Genomic DNA, 15,630 nt, shown 5'->3' with positions numbered 1-15,630 from the left:
GGGCGCTCCGACGGCTCCGACGACCGAGGAGCGACTCAGCGGCTCAGCGCGCGGCGAGCGCGGGCAGCACCACGAGGGCGTTGAAGGTGACGTGCGCCGTGATGCTCGCGCCGAGTCGGCCCGTGAGCACCGCGAGCACGCCGCTCGCGAGACCGAACACGAGCGTGGAGCCGCCAGCGACGAGCATGGCCGACGTCGACGGTGCTCCCACCACGTGGATGATCGCGAAGGCGATGCTGCTCGCGATGATCGCGATGATCGCGGTGCGCGGCGTGGGGCGGGCGTCGGCGATCGGCGCGATCGCGCGCAGCACCGTGCCGCGAAAGAAGAGCTCTTCGATGAGTGGAGCGAACACGAGCGGCGCGACAGCGGCGGTGACGAACCACAGCGTCAAGCGATCTGCGGCGAGTGGGCCGCCGAGCTGCAGGGCGGCCGTCGACGGGCCGCCGTTGACGGCGATCTCGAGAAATGTGGCGAAGGCTCGCGCGAGCAGCCCCACGCCGATGCCCCAGAGGAGGTCGAGGGGGCGCACCCGAAACCCGAGGTCGCGGTGCAGCGAGCCCGACCCGAAACGACGCGAGGCGTAGAGCACCGCACCGAGCAGCGGAACCCACACGACGAGATAGCTCACGAGCTGGCCCACCGCGGCATCCCGAATCAGATACCGAGAGAGCGCGAACTCTACGACCGCGAGCAGCAGAACGACGGCGCCGAGAGCGAAGACGGCGACCGTGAGCTCGAGCGTGCGCCTCTGCGGCGGCGCGAGAGCGGGGGAGGCCATGGAGCCCAAACTAGACGATGGTGCGGCGGGCGCATCGGGCCGATCGGGCCGGTCTGCTTGAATGGCCCGATGTCGTCGACCCGCGCTCCAGCAGGCGAGCCGAGGTCACGACGCACGCGGATTCTGCTCATCGTCGTGGCCGTCGTCGTGATCCTCCCGGTCGCGGTCGCCGCGTGGGTCGGGGTGCGGGGGCTCCTCGCCCGGGGTGAACTCGAGAGCGCCGTTCCGCTCGCGTCACGCATGCAAGAGCAGATCGTCGCGGGCGACCCCGAAGCTGCACAGCAGACTTATGTCGAGTTCGCCGATCACGCCTCGAGTGCCGCGGCGCTGACGAGTGACCCGATCTGGCGGGGAGTCGAGTGGCTTCCCGTCGTCGGCCCCAATCTCACGGCCGTGCGCGAAGTCGCCGGGGTAGTCGACGACGTGTCGCGAGACGCCGTCGCGCCGCTCATCTCCCTCGCGGGAGAGATCGACGCCACCGACTTCAAGCCCGTCGACGGCGCGATCGACGTCGACCCCCTCGTCGCCGCGCAAACCGATGTCGCCGAAGCGGACGCTGCTCTGCAGGCCGCGGCGGATCGCGTCTCACGCGTCGACACCTCTTCGACGATCGGCGCGGTCACGAGCGCGACCGCCGAGCTGCGAGGAGTCGTGACCGAGGCTTCCGCAACGGTCGACGTGATCGACCGAGCCGTGAGGCTCCTGCCGGCGGTGCTCGGGGCCGACGGCCCGCGCGACTACCTCCTCCTGTTCGCCAACTCGGCCGAGGTGCGGGCCACGGGCGGCAATCCGGGGTCACTCGCCGTGCTGCGCACCGACGGGGGGCGCATCGAGCTGACCCAGCAGGCGTCCACAGCGAACTTTCCGCAGTACCCCGAACCGGTGGTCGAGCTGCCCGCCGAAACACTCGCTCTCTATGGCGAGGCGACCGGTCGGTTCATGCAGAGCGTCAACCTCACCCCCTACTTTCCTCTCACCGCCGAACTCGCCCGCGAGATGTGGCGCATCGAATTCGGCACCGAGGTCGACGGCGTCATCTCCATCGATCCGGTGACTCTCGCCTACCTGCTGCAAGCGACAGGCCCGGTAACGCTCCCGACGGGCGACGTGCTTACAGCAGAGAACGCCGTGCAGACCCTCCTCGTCGACGCCTACACGCGCTACCCCGAACCGGCGGCACAAGACGCGTTCTTCGCGGGGGCCGCGGCGACCGTCTTCGCCACGGTCGCGAGCGGGGCGTTCGAACCGAGTGCGCTCATCAGCGCACTCGCGCAAGCGGGCGACGAGCGCCGGGTCTACGTCTGGAGTGCGGATGCCGGCGAGCAAGACATCCTCGCCGCAACAACGCTTCAGGGCACTCTTCCGACGAGCACCGACGACACCGTGCGTTTCGGCGCCTACCTCAACGACGCCACGGGCTCGAAGATGGGCAGCTACCTCGACGTCGACTTCGGCCTCGGGCAAGCGACCTGCCGCGAGGACGGCCGACCGGTGCACCGAGTCGAGGTGACGCTCGAGAACACCGCTCCGGCGGATGCCGCGACGAGCCTCCCGGGCTACGTCACGGGCGCAGGCGACTACGGGGTGCCCCCGGGAAACATCAATACCGTCGTCTCTGTCTACGGCGCACCGGGGATGGAGAACATGGGTGTTACGCGGGATGACGAGAGCATTCCGTTCCAGCCGGCATTCGACCGCGAGCATCCGGTGAGCCTGCTCGAAATCGAGCTGGCCCCCGGAGAATCGACGATTCTGCACTTCGATTGGCTCGGAGAAGCGCCATTCGACGGCGAGACCGTGATCGAAAGCACACCAGTAATTCATCTCCCCGAAACATCGAACATCGGAATTGAGTGTTAATTGCCTTACGCTTGCTGGTAGTCGGCGGAGAGCCATCCGTTTCTGCGATGCACCATTCACCCAGGGGGAAATTTTTATGAACAAGCTCAAATCACTGTCAGTCGTCGCTATCGCGGCCGCCGCCGTCTTCATGGGACCGGCCGCCGCCAACGCGAGCATCGAATACCCGGGTGAGGCCGATGTCATCGTCGTCGGCACGCCGGGTCCCGGCGAGACCGTTGTCGTCGACATCGAAGCGGGCGCCTTCATCGCCGGCGAAGACGTGTCGTTCGCCGTCACCGGCGCCACGGCTGTGACGCTCGCCGCGGCAGGTCAGCAGACCACGACCCTCGTCAAGACCGCCGACGCTGACGGTGGTGCGAGCGTGGATGTCACCCTCCCCGCTGACGCCACGGGCACCTACAACATCAGCGCGACGGGCCTCGAGTCGGGCCAGGTCGAGAGCGCGGCGCTCACCGTCGTTGCTGCTGACGCAGGCGCCGGTGCGGGTGCTGGCGCAGGTTCGGGTTCGGGTTCGGGCGATTCCGCCGACGACCTCGCCTACACCGGTGCGGGCGACGCCACCATGCTTCTCGTGTGGGCCGGCGCCGGAGCGCTCCTCCTCGGTGGAGCACTCGTCGTCGTCATGACCACGGTTCGCCGCCAGCGCGCCAACAGCTAACACCACTCCGCAGCGGACACCCCGCCGCTCGAGAACGACAGAAAGCCCCCGACACGGTCGGGGGCTTTCTTCGTTGTCGGAGCGGCGGCAGGCCGCTACGGCGCGAGCGTCACGCGCAACCACTCGGTGATGCGGTCGCGCATCTCCTCGTTGAGCATCGCGATCGAGTGCATCGTGCCGGGCACCGTGACGTAGGTCGTCGCCACGCCGGCGTCGCCGAGCGCGTCGACGAGGGCATCCGACTGCTGCATCGGGATGCGCTCGTCGTGCGAATGACCCACGAAGAACGGCGGGTCGGTCGGGTCGACACTGTAGATCGGCGACGCCGCCTCGGCGACGCCGCACGACTCGTAGTCGACGCACCCGAGATAGTCGAGCTGGATGTCGCGGAACGACGCCACGACGCCGCCGAGCGCAAACCCCGCGGTCGAGAGATCGGCCGGGCCGCTCAGATTGACGACACCCTTCACGCGCGAGCCCGACGTGAGGTCGCCCTCCCCCTCGACGCCGAGGAGTGACGCGAGGTTGCCACCGGCTGACCCACCGAACGCTGCGACTCTGTCGGGGTCGATGTCGAAGCGCTCCACCTGATCGTCGTCGCGGATCCAGTGCACCGCGGTGCGCACATCGTCGATGCCCGCCGGAAAAGGATGCTCGGGGGCGAGGCGGTAGTTCGTGTTGACGGCCACGAAGCCCTCGTCGGCGAGCCACTCGCACACGTTGCGCCACGCGACATCGGCTTTGTCGCCCTGGCGCCAACTGCCCCCGTGCACGATGAGCACCGCGGCACGCGGTTGCGAGGTCTCGGGCTCGGTCGTTCCCGCGGCCACCGGGGGAGCCTCCTCGTCGGGCAGGCACACGTCGAGGCGCGTGGCGGCGTCGGGGGAGCCGAACTCGAGATCCTCCACGACCTCCACATCGGGGTAGTCCTGCAAGACCGGAAAGGCCGTGTCGGGCGCGGTCTCTCGCTGCACGCCATCATCCGCGCACCCCGCGAGGGTGCCGATCGCGACGAGCGTTGCGACCCCCGCGACGGCCGCCCCGCCGACGACGCGCCGACGCGTGGGCGTGGCGCGCGCGGGTCGGGTCGCACGTCGAGACATTGACCACCACGGTAGTGCGCGGAGGCTTCGGGAATGTTTCGCGGGGCCTGTCTTTATACCCTAGGGGGGTATATGGTGGCGGGTATGGATGAGACTCGGCACACGCACGCGACGACCGACGAGCACGCGGAGCACGACGCTCACGCGGGGCATGACGGTGGTGGTCACGACGAGCACGCGGGCCACGGCGGCCACGGCGGTCACGGCGACCACGTCGCGCAGTTTCGGCGGCTGTTCTGGATCATGCTCGTCATGGCGGTGCCCGTCGTCGCCTTCAACGGCATGTTCGCGATGCTGCTCGGCTACCCGCTGCCGCACGACGGACCGATCTCGTGGATCTCACCCGTGCTCGGAACCGTCATGTACGTGTGGGGTGGTCGCCCCTTCCTGACCGGCGCCGTGTCGGAGATCCGCTCGCGCGCGCCGGGCATGATGCTCCTCATCGCGCTCGCCATCACCGTGGCGTTCATCTCCTCCTGGGGTGCGAGCCTCGGTTTGCTCAGCACCGAACTCGACTTCTGGTGGGAGCTCGCGCTCCTCGTCGTGATCATGCTGCTCGGCCACTGGATCGAGATGCGGTCACTCGCGCAGACCTCCACCGCCCTCGAATCACTCGCGGCGCTCCTGCCCGACGAGGCCGAGCGGCTCGAGGGTGACGAGTTCGTCACCGTCTCACCGAGCGAGCTTCGTGTCGACGACATCGTGATCGTTCGCCCCGGCGCCCGGGTTCCCGCCGACGGCACCGTCACCGAAGGAACGGCGGATGTCGACGAGTCGATGATCACGGGCGAGAGCAGGCCGGTGAGCCGCGGGCCCGGAGCCGCGGTCGTCGCGGGAACGGTGGCCACCGACACGTCGCTGCGGGTGCGCGTGGGCGCGGTCGGCGACGACACGGCGCTCGCGGGCATCCAGAAACTCGTGAGCGACGCGCAGAACTCCACCTCGCGTGCGCAGCGCCTCGCCGACACCGCCGCTGCGTGGCTGTTCTGGTTCGCGCTTGGTGCCGCCGTGATCACCGCCGTGGTGTGGTCGATCGTCGGCAGCCCCACCGATGCCGTCATTCGCACCATCACGGTGCTCGTGATCGCGTGCCCGCACGCCCTCGGTCTCGCCATTCCGCTCGTGGTCGCGATCAGCACCGAGCGCGCCGCGAAGGCGGGCGTGCTCGTGAAAGACCGGCTCGCGCTCGAGAGCATGCGCGGCGTCACGACCGTGATCTTCGACAAGACGGGCACGCTCACCAAGGGCGAGCCGACCGTGACCCACGTGGCTGTTGTGGAGAAAGCGGACGGTTCGTCTGCGCGACCAAGCGACGACGAAGTGCTCGCGTGGGCGGCATCCGCCGAACGAGACAGCGAGCACCCTCTCGCCAAGGCGATCGTCGCGGCCGCCGAGCGTCGCGGGCTCGAACTCTCGACCGCGAGCGACTTTGCCGCGTCGACCGCCGTGGGGGTCAGCGCGACGGTCGACGGCCGTCGGGTGCGCGTCGGCGGACCCGCGCTGCTCAAGGATGTCGGCGGCGAGCCTCTGCCCGAGACCGCGAGCTGGTCGGATGACGGGGCCATCATCGTGCACGTGGTGCGCGACAACGAGTCGGGGGCGAGCATCGTGATCGGGGCGATCGCGCTCGCCGACGAGGTGCGGGAGGAGTCGCGGCAGGCCGTCGACGCCCTCCACGACCGCGGCATCGAGGTCGTGATGATCACGGGCGACGCCGAAGCCGTGGCGCACGCCGTCGGCGCCGAGCTCGGCATCGACCGCGTGTATGCGGGCGTGCGCCCCGAAGACAAAGCGGCGCGAGTGGCCGAACTGCAGGGAGAAGGCAAGACGGTCGCGATGGTCGGCGACGGCGTCAACGACGCCCCCGCCCTCGCGACCGCCGACGTGGGCATCGCGATCGGCGCCGGAACCGACGTGGCCATTGCGTCTGCGGGCGTCATCCTCGCGAGCTCCGACCCGCGCACCGTGCTCTCGGTCATCGACCTCTCGCGTCGCAGCTACCGCAAGATGAAACAGAACCTGTGGTGGGCGGCCGGCTACAACCTCCTTTCCGTGCCCCTCGCGGCGGGAGTGCTCGCGCCCATCGGCTTCATCCTGCCGATGGAGATCGGGGCGCTGCTCATGTCGGCCTCCACCGTCGTCGTGGCGCTCAACGCGCAACTGCTGCGCAGGATGGACCTGCGCCCCGAGGCTGCCCGGTAGGGCGCGCGACGTTCACCGGGTGCTCGCGTTCGGGCGCGGCATCCGGTAACGTAGAATGGTCGGCTCTGACACCGCGATCGTGCGGATGGGTTTGTAAGTCAGCTGGGCCGGACCTCACCACACGGATATGGACTCCGTGTGATCGAACTGCGAGAGTGATCGCAGGGCGTGCGGAGGAATTCACAATGTGTGTGAAACGGCCCCGATCGGTTCTGTTCAGGTTTCATTCCTGATCCGAGATGACTGTGCGGGTTCTAGCGATGCGAGCTCGACTTGAGTTCGGCGTTGCCATGCAAAGACAACAACCCAGAAACACTCACCATGGCCAACTTCAAGAAGCCCAACACCAACAAATTCGAGTCGCGCGGCGGTTCAGACGCACCCAAGAAGCGCTGGAGCCCGGATGACCGCGCCGCACGCACCGGCGACCGTCCGCCCACGAACGACCGCCGCGCCCCCTCGGGTGGCGGCAGCCGCGACAACCGCCGCCCCGACTGGAGCCCGCGCGAAAACCGCCCGAGCTACCAGGACCGCCAGCAGAACCGCGGATACGGCGACCGCAACGAACGCGGTGCTGCGTCGGGTCGCCCCGACCGCGGTGGCGACCGCCCGTCATACGGCGACCGCAACGACCGTGGCGCGTCGCGCCCGTCGTACGGCGACCGCCCGCAGCGCGACTCGCGTCCCAGCTACGGTGACCGCAATGACCGCGGAGGGCGTCCCTCGTATGGCGACCGCCCCGACCGTGGTGCTTCAAACGATCGCGGTGCGTCGCGCCCGTCATATGGTGACCGCCCGCAGCGCGACTCGCGCCCGTCATACGGTGACCGCAACGACCGTGGCGGCTCGCGCCCCTCGACCGGCGACCGCCCCACCCGCGGCTCCTACGGTGACCGCATCGAGCGCTCGGACCGCCCGTCATACGGCGACCGCAATGATCGTGGTGCGTCGAACGACCGTGGTGCGTCGCGCCCGTCGTATGGTGACCGCCCGCAGCGTGACTCGCGCCCGTCGTACGGTGACCGCAACGACCGTGGTGCGTCGAACGATCGCGGAGGTCGCCCGTCGTACGGCGACCGCCCGCAGCGTGACTCGCGTCCGTCATACGGCGACCGCCCCGAGCGCGGCTCGTACGGCGAGCGCGACCACCGCAACGGCGCGTCAGACCGCCCGCAGCGTGACTCGCGTCCCTCCTACGGCGACCGCCCCGATCGCGGAGCGCGCCCGAGCTACAGCGACCGCCCCGCACGGAACGAGCGCCCCAGCTACAGCGACCGCGCACCCCGCGGTGGCGACGACCGCCAGCGGCGTTCATCCGACCTCTACCCGACCCGCACCACCACGGGTCCGCAGGAAGACGTCGTGCTCGAGCGCCTCGAAGCGCAAGTGATCACCGCCGAGACGGCCGAGGGCAAGACCTTCGCCGACCTCGGTTTGGGTGACAACATCCAGCGTCAGCTCGCGTCGATGGGTGCCGAGGCGCCGTTCCCGATCCAGGCCGCGACCATTCCCGACGTGCTGTCGGGCAAAGACGTTCTCGGTCGGGGTAAGACCGGCTCGGGCAAGACCATCGCCTTCGGTGCGCCCCTCGTCGAGCGCCTCATGGAGAACAACGGTGGCAAGGGACGCAAGCCCGCACGCAAGCCGCGCGCGCTCATCCTCGCCCCGACGCGCGAGCTCGCGATGCAGATCAACCGCACCGTCGAGCCCATTGCGCGCTCGGTCGGCCTGTTCACGACCACGATCGTCGGTGGCGTGCCGCAGTTCAAGCAGGTTTCGACCCTGCAGCGCGGTGTCGACATCGTCATCGCGACGCCCGGTCGCGTCGAAGACCTCGTGGAGCAGGGTCGCCTCGACCTCAGCGAAGTGAAGATCACCGTGCTCGACGAAGCCGACCACATGTGCGACCTCGGGTTCTTGGAGCCCGTGCAGCGCATTTTGAAGGAGACCCAGGCGGGTGGCCAGAAGCTGCTCTTCTCGGCGACCCTCGACAAGGGTGTCGCCACCCTCGTCAAGCAGTTCTTGGTCAACCCGTCGGTTCACGAGGTCGCCGGTGAAGACCAGGCCTCCTCGACTATCGACCACCGCGTGCTGCTCATCGAGCAGCGCGACAAGCGCCAGATCATCGAGGAGCTCGCGCGCGGCGAAGGCAAGACGCTCATCTTCGCGCGCACCCGTGCGTTCGCCGAGGAGCTCGCCGACCAGCTCGAAGACGCCGGGGTGCCCGCCACCTCGCTCCACGGTGACCTCAACCAGTCGCGCCGCACGCGCAACCTGCAGCTGCTCACGTCGGGACGCGTCAACGTGCTCGTCGCCACGGATGTCGCCGCCCGCGGCATCCACGTCGACGACATCTCGCTCGTCATCCAGGCTGACGCCCCCGACGAGTACAAGTCCTACCTCCACCGCGCCGGTCGCACCGGCCGCGCGGGCAAGGTCGGAACCGTCGTGACCCTCGTCTCCAAGTCGCGCAAGCGTCGCATGGACGAGCTGCTCGACCGCGCAGACATCCGCGCCTCGTTCGCGCCCGCCGGCCCCGGCGACCGCGTGCTCGAGGAGCTCGCGGCGCTGTAGCGGTTTTCGCTCAGGCGTGTTTCGTCAGCCGCTCACCCTTCGGGGTGGGCGGCTGTCGGCGTTTGCGGGGGAGGGGGCGGTCCGTGGTTCGCGCTGCCGGGCGCCCGCTGCTGGCCGGATCGCAGGAGTTTCTGTTGATCCCGCACCCCCAGCAGGACTTTCGGGGCTGCGGATGCCGCGATCTCCTGCATATCGGTCACCGCGCGGTCTGCATCCGCCCCTTCCGCCGCACCAGCCCCTCGTGCGCGGCTGCGGCTGCTCTACCATCCCTGCGCTTGTGCAGGAGTTTCTGTTGATCCCGCACCCCCAGCAGGACTTTCGGGGCTCCGGATGCCGCGATCTCCCGCATATCGGTCACCGCGCGGCCTGCATCCGCCCGTTCTGCCGCACCCACCCCTCGTGCGCGGCTGCGGCTGCTCCACCATCCCTGCGCTTGTGCAGGAGTTTCTGTTGATCCCGCACCCCCAGCAGGACTTTCGGGGCTCCGGATGCCGCGATCTCCCGCATATCGGTCACCGCGCGGTCTGCATCCGCCCCTTCCGCCGCACCAGCCCCTCGTGCGCGGCTGCGGCTGCTCCACCATCCCTGCGCTTGTGCAGGAGTTTCTGTTGATCCCGCACCCCCAGCAGGACTTTCGGGGCTCCGGATGCCGCGATCTCCTGCATATCGGTCAGTGCGACGAGCGCAACCCGCCCACCTACCCAACTCGCCAACCAACCCGTCCCACCGACCCGCCCTGCCCCAAGCCCAACCCGCCCGAACCCCTTCACCCGCCACCACACCCCTACCGCCCGACCCGACCCCCGGCGGTCCGTTCCGCGCCCGCAGCCTCGATCGTGGCGAGGGTTTCGTCCCATCGATCGAACAGCTCGACCGCGCCGAACCGCAGCACCCCGACCCCCGCACGGATCAGCCGGTTGGTGCGGATGCGGTCGACCACCGGGTCGTGGTGGGCGTCGCCGTCGAGCTCCACCACGAGCCATCCGTCCACCATCAGGTCGACGCGATCGCGGCCGATCTGCACCTGCTGCGCGACGGTGAACCCGAGTTGGCGAAGCCGCAGCGCCGCGATCGATTCGAGGCCCGACTCGGCCTGAAAGGTCATGAGGGCGCGACTCGACCGGAGCCTTCGGGGGAGGCTGTCGACGAATTCGCCCACCTCACTGCGCGGCAGCAGTCGGAGGTGCACAGCGCTTTCGCACGCGGCGACACCGTGCTCCGGAGGCGCAGCTAGCACGAACGCCCGCAACGCCTCGCGGATGTCGACCCGCCACGCTGGCTGGTCGATGCGACTCGGTGCGGCGCAGGTCCAGTGACGTTGAACGCGCTGCACGACGAAACCGGTCGGCGCGAACGACGTGATCGAGGTGGCGGGTCTGCGCTTGACGCGTCGCGCGTTCGGTGGCACCTGCACGTGGATGTCCCGATCCATCCCCGCCCACACGCCCCACGTGCGCAAGGCCGTGGCGCCCGTGAGTCGTCCACCGTTCAGCACCGCGATGACGGCGAGTTGGCTCGCCGCACCCGTCGCAACCCAGCCGGGCGACACCCGCAGCACACGCCCGTCGAGAAGGGCGCGATCGACGAGGGCGCGACCGCATCCGAGCTGCGCCAGTTGCGGCCGGCGCGCGAGGTGACCGAGCCCATGCATCACCCGGTCGAGACGACGGACCTCGGCCTCCCGGCGCATCTTCGTCGCGTGGACAGCACGCGCGGCCGCCCGCGTCGCGGCAGTCTCGCTTCCGCCCGCGCGGGGCACTTCACCTCGAGGGTCAGTGATCGGATACACGCGGCCAGGCTCTGTCACGACGACAGTGTGCGCCGGATGAGTGCGACGAGCGTCGTCGCACCATCGGGCTGTGGCATCCCTCGTGCACACATGACGGGGGAGGGAAAGACTGAGTCAGCGGAACTGCAGGAGATCGCGGCATCCGTAGCTTCGAGAATCCTGCGACGGGTGCGGTTTCAACGAATACTTCTGCGTAGCAACGCGCCGACCAATGGCCGGCCAACGGCCCGGCCCACGCCCGGCGGGCCCCGCTCTCGAGCCCCCCAACCGCTCCGGGTTAACGGTGTGTGAAACGTTGCGGCGTCGCCTGGTGTGTCGCGCGAGCACCGGGTTAGGGTCGGCTGGTGCCCCCGCTCTGGGGTTGCACACCGATGTCGACCCCTATGAAGAGGCCACACCTATGCGTTCCAGCTTGCCCCCCGAACAGTCAGCATTCCGAAAGAGGCGGGGGCGCACAGCTGTCGCCACGACCGTCGTCGCCGCCGTCGCCTTCACCGGTTTCGGCGCCAGCTCCGCAACCGCCCTGGTGCCCGTCCCCGAGGTGACCAACATCGACATCGTGTCGATCAACGACTACCACGGCCGCCTCGAGGCGAATGGCACCACCGCTGGTGCCGCTGTTCTCGCGGGAATGGTCGACGCCTACGAGGCGGCGAACCCGAACACCCTCTTCGCTTCAGCGGGTGACAACGTTGGTGCGACCCCGTTCGTGTCGTTCATCCAGGATGACGAGCCGACCATCGACGTCCTCAACGAGATCGGCCTCGACGTCTCCGCGCTCGGAAACCACGAGTTCGACCGGGGCCGTGCAGACGTCGACACCCGTCTCGAGCCCCGGTTCGATGCACCGCTTCTCGGAGCGAACATCTACTACGCCGGAACCGAGACCCCCGCATACCAGGAGTACGAGGTCATCACCGTCGACGGCGTCGACGTCGGATTCATCGGTGCGCTCACCACCGACATGCCGAGCCTCGTGGCCCCCACGGGCATCGCCGGACTCGACTTCGGCCCCATCGTTCCCGCGGTCAACCGCGTGGCCGACGAGCTCAGCGATGGCGACGACAGCAACGGCGAAGCGGATGTCATCGTTCTCCTCGTTCACGAGGGTGCAGCGAACGCCGACATCACCGCGTCGAGCGACGACTCCAACTTCGGTGTCATCGCGACCGACACGAACGACAACGTCGACGCGATCATCTCGGGTCACACCCACTCGGAGTACAACCACCTGATCCCCACCTCGGAGTCGGGCAAGCTCCGCCCCGTCGTGCAGTCGGGCGAATACAGCGAGGGCTTCGCGGCCCTCGACATCAACGTCAACTCCGCGACGAACGAGCTCCTCTCCATCACCGCGACGCGTGAGGTGCTCGCCACGCCCGAGCGCACGAGGCTCGGTCTCACGCCGTTCGCCCCGAATGCGGAGGTCGCCTCCATCGTCAGCGATGCCGTTGCGGCAGCAGACGGACCCGGAAGCCGCGAGCTCGGCACCATCACGCAGGACTTCAACCGCGCCATCCAGACCAACGGGTCGGAGAACCGCGGTGGCGAGTCGGCGATCGGCAACTTCGTTGCCGACTCGCAGGTGTTCGCAACGCAGAACGAGTCCACGGTCATCGGCCTCATGAACCCGGGTGGCCTTCGCGCCGACCTCGACTTCGAGGCCGTCGAGGGCCGCACGGGCGACGCGGACGGCGTCGTCACCTACGCCGAAGCCGCAGCCGTGCAGTCGTTCGCGAACTCCCTCTTCGCTGTCGACCTCACGGGCGCGCAGCTCAAGGCCGTTCTCGAGCAGCAGTGGCAGCCGGCCGGTGCGTCGCGTCCGTTCCTCAAGCTCGGAACCTCCTCGGCTCTCAGCTACACCTACGACCCGACGGCTGCTCAGGGCGAGCGCATCACCGCGATCTATGTCGAGGGTGAGCTCGTGACCCCCGAGCAGACGTTCCGCACCGCGGTCAACTCGTTCCTCGCTCCCGGTGGAGACAACTTCACTGCCTTCGGCGAGGGGACCAACCGCGTCGACACCGGTCAGATCGACCTCGAGGGCGCGGTGAACTACTTCGCCTCCTTCGAGGGCGAGCCCGTCGCCCCGCCGCTCGAGCAGCGTGCGGTGGGCGTTGTCGCACCCGATGAGGCTCCTGCCATCGGCGACGAGACGAGCATCACGCTGTCGTCGCTGCTGTTCTCGGCGGAGGCCGAAGCCGGTCAGACCGTCGAGCTCTTCCTCGGTGACACGCTCCTCGGCACCTCGGAGATCGACGCGACCATCGTCGACAGCACCGACGAGGTCGGCCGCGCCACGGTCGAGTTCACGGTTCCCGCCGGAGTCGGCGGAGACCAGGTGCTCACCGCAGTCGTCGAGAGCAACGGAACGTCGACCGACTTCCCGTTCACCTTCGCGGCGCTCCCGGTCGACCCGACGGACCCGGTCGACCCGACCGACCCCGTCGACCCGACCGACCCGACCGACCCGACGACCCCGGTCGACCCCACCCCGGGTGAGCCCGGTTCGGGTGTCGGCGCGGGCGGCGACAGCAACGACGACGGCGGAACCGCCGGAGCCGGCACGGATGGCGGCGACCTCGCCTACACCGGAGCGAGCACGCCGAGCGGCCTCTGGGCTCTCCTCGCGCTCCTGCTCGGCTCGGGCAGCCTGCTGCTCTTCGTCCGCCACCGCGCGCTGCGCAACGGTGTCGCGGCGGAGTAACACGCACCGCTAGAACGACTGGGGGACTCGCCTGCGGGCGGGTCCCCTTTGTCGTGCTCGGGGTGCGGCGAAAATGCAGGAGTTCGCGACATCCGGAGCTCGAAAAGTCCTGCAGAGGGTGCGGGTTCAACAGAAACTCCTGCGACAGCGCGCGTGCCCGGCACCCACCGCGCCAACCCCACACCCCACTCCACCGCACCCTGGCGAACGACTGGGCTTCGGAATATTCGTTCACATCGAAACGCTGCCCTTTAAACTGAACAAACATTTCTCGCGCAGAGCACAGAAAGAAGTCGACCCCATGGCAAAACGGATCTACTCGAACGTGACCGAGCTCGTCGGAAACACTCCGCTCGTGCGTATCAACCGTCTCACCGAGGGGCTCGACGCCACCATTCTGGGCAAGCTCGAGTTCTACAACCCCGCCGCGAGCGTGAAAGACCGCATCGGCGTGGCCATCATCGACGCGGCCGAGAAGTCGGGCGAGCTCAAGCCCGGCGGCACCATCGTGGAGGGCACGAGCGGCAACACCGGCATCGCGTTGGCCATGGCGGGCGCTGCTCGCGGCTACAAGGTCGTGATGACGATGCCCGAGACGATGAACAAGGAGCGCCGCACCATCCTCCGCGCCTACGGTGCCGAGATCGTGCTGACCCCCGGAAGCGACGGAATGCGCGGTGCCGTGGAGAAGGCGCAGGAGATCGTCGCGAACACCCCCAACTCGATCTGGGCGAAGCAGTTCGCCAATGCGGCCAACCCGCAGATCCACCGCGAGACCACTGCCGAAGAGATCTGGGCCGACACCGACGGCGACGTCGACATCTTCGTCGCCGGCATCGGCACGGGCGGCACGGTCACGGGCGTCGGCCAGGTGCTCAAGGAGCGCAGGCCCGACGTGCACATCGTCGGCGTCGAGCCTCTCGACTCCCCGCTGCTCACCGAGGGCAAGGCCGGCCCGCACAAGATCATGGGTATCGGGGCGAACTTCGTTCCCGACATCCTCGACCGCGAGGCCTACGACGAGATCATCGACGTGAGCCTCGACGACTCGCTCGACATCGCGCGCCGCCTCGCCACCGAGGAGGGCATCCTCACCGGAATCTCGTCGGGCGCCATCATCTGGGCCGCCATGCAGCTCGCGGCGCGCCCCGAGAACAAGGGCAAGACCATCGTCGCCATCATCTGCGACACCGGTGAGCGCTACCTCTCGAGCGTGCTGTTCGAGAACTTGCAGGACTGACCCCTCCGTGAGTTCGGGTCTCGGAACCCGCGGCGCGGAGCAGCGGATGTCTGCTCCGCGCCGTCGGGCATCGTGAGCGTGTTCGCGCGCGCTCGCGAAGACATCCGCGCCGCACGCATCCACGATCCGGCGGCGCGCAGCAACCTCGAGGTCGCGCTCACCTATTCGGGTGTGCACGCGGTGTGGTGGTACCGCCTGTCACACAGGCTCTGGCAGCGGCGCGCGTTTCTGCTCGCGCGCGTCGTGTCGCAGTTTGCGCGCTGGGCGACGGGCGTCGAGATCCACCCGGGTGCCGTCATCGGCCGGAGGTTCTTCATCGACCACGGCATGGGTGTGGTCGTCGGCGCGACCGCGGAGATCGGCGACGACGTGATGTTCTACCACGGGGTCACCCTCGGCGGCCGGAGCATGCGCGACGTCAAACGCCACCCGACCCTCGGCGACGGCGTGGTCGTGGGGGCGGGCGCGACCATCCTCGGTCCGATCACGGTCGGTTCGCGATCGGTCGTCGGCGCCGGCGCCGTCGTCGTGCGGGACGCCCCCGCCGACTCGACGCTCACCGGGGTTCCCGCCCGCGCGGTGCCGCGAGCGGGAGCGGATGCCGCGCCCGACGGTTTCTTCGTCGACCCCGCGATCTACATCTGAGGTTCGGTCGCGAGCCTGACTCGAGCGCGCACCCTGTGCCTCCCCACCACAGCCGCCGCACACATCCG

Annotated in this window: 10 protein-coding genes; 7 read left to right on the top strand and 3 right to left on the bottom strand. The window is 68.8% G+C overall.

All coding sequences use genetic code 11. From position 1 onward, the window contains the following. Window positions 1-43: 43 nt before the first annotated feature. On the bottom strand, window positions 44-781 hold the full coding sequence (locus ACLHG5_RS09430; protein ID WP_411318584.1) for a type II CAAX prenyl endopeptidase Rce1 family protein: 738 nt from the start codon (window positions 779-781) through the stop codon (window positions 44-46). A gap of 69 nt (window positions 782-850) precedes the next feature. On the opposite strand from ACLHG5_RS09430, the gene ACLHG5_RS09425 reads away from it, so the two are divergent. Continuing rightward, a complete protein-coding gene (locus ACLHG5_RS09425; protein ID WP_411318583.1) occupies window positions 851-2,641 on the top strand; it encodes a DUF4012 domain-containing protein in 1,791 nt (596 codons plus the stop codon). 76 nt (window positions 2,642-2,717) lie between these two features. Then, window positions 2,718-3,302, top strand: coding sequence for a hypothetical protein (locus ACLHG5_RS09420; RefSeq protein ID WP_411318582.1), 585 nt, complete (start codon window positions 2,718-2,720; stop codon window positions 3,300-3,302). Between the two features lie 95 nt (window positions 3,303-3,397). Here the strand turns inward: ACLHG5_RS09420 and ACLHG5_RS09415 are convergent, their stop codons facing one another. Further along, on the bottom strand, window positions 3,398-4,405 hold the full coding sequence (locus ACLHG5_RS09415) for an alpha/beta hydrolase (protein WP_411318581.1): 1,008 nt from the start codon (window positions 4,403-4,405) through the stop codon (window positions 3,398-3,400). An 84-nt stretch (window positions 4,406-4,489) separates the two neighbouring features. Between ACLHG5_RS09415 and ACLHG5_RS09410 the strand changes: the two genes are divergently transcribed. Together ACLHG5_RS09410 and ACLHG5_RS09405 are read left to right on the top strand one after the other, a co-directional pair. Next, window positions 4,490-6,607 (top strand): heavy metal translocating P-type ATPase, encoded by a 2,118-nt coding sequence (locus ACLHG5_RS09410; RefSeq protein ID WP_411318580.1) that lies wholly within the window; start codon window positions 4,490-4,492, stop codon window positions 6,605-6,607. A gap of 321 nt (window positions 6,608-6,928) precedes the next feature. After that, on the top strand, window positions 6,929-9,181 hold the full coding sequence (locus ACLHG5_RS09405; protein ID WP_411318579.1) for a DEAD/DEAH box helicase: 2,253 nt from the start codon (window positions 6,929-6,931) through the stop codon (window positions 9,179-9,181). 784 nt (window positions 9,182-9,965) lie between these two features. On the opposite strand, the gene ACLHG5_RS09400 is transcribed toward ACLHG5_RS09405, so the two are convergent. Beyond that, window positions 9,966-10,988, bottom strand: a complete 1,023-nt coding sequence (locus ACLHG5_RS09400) for an endonuclease domain-containing protein (RefSeq protein ID WP_411318578.1) — start codon at window positions 10,986-10,988, stop codon at window positions 9,966-9,968. A gap of 523 nt (window positions 10,989-11,511) precedes the next feature. Between ACLHG5_RS09400 and ACLHG5_RS09395 the strand changes: the two genes are divergently transcribed. The 3 genes from ACLHG5_RS09395 (at window position 11,512) to epsC (ending at window position 15,562) form a co-directional block, all read left to right on the top strand. Further along, on the top strand, window positions 11,512-13,677 hold the full coding sequence (locus ACLHG5_RS09395; RefSeq protein WP_411318577.1) for a bifunctional metallophosphatase/5'-nucleotidase: 2,166 nt from the start codon (window positions 11,512-11,514) through the stop codon (window positions 13,675-13,677). Window positions 13,678-13,978: 301 nt separating this feature from the next. Continuing rightward, window positions 13,979-14,917 (top strand): cysteine synthase A, encoded by a 939-nt coding sequence (gene cysK / locus ACLHG5_RS09390; protein WP_411318576.1) that lies wholly within the window; start codon window positions 13,979-13,981, stop codon window positions 14,915-14,917. A gap of 72 nt (window positions 14,918-14,989) precedes the next feature. Further along, window positions 14,990-15,562, top strand: a complete 573-nt coding sequence (gene epsC / locus ACLHG5_RS09385; RefSeq protein WP_411318575.1) for a serine O-acetyltransferase EpsC — start codon at window positions 14,990-14,992, stop codon at window positions 15,560-15,562. The last annotated feature ends 68 nt before the right edge of the window (window positions 15,563-15,630 follow it).

The organism is Marisediminicola sp. LYQ85 (assembly GCF_046600695.1).
In the GTDB taxonomy this organism is placed as follows: Bacteria; Actinomycetota; Actinomycetes; order Actinomycetales; family Microbacteriaceae; genus Marisediminicola.
This window is presented reverse-complemented; position numbering and strand designations above follow the sequence as displayed.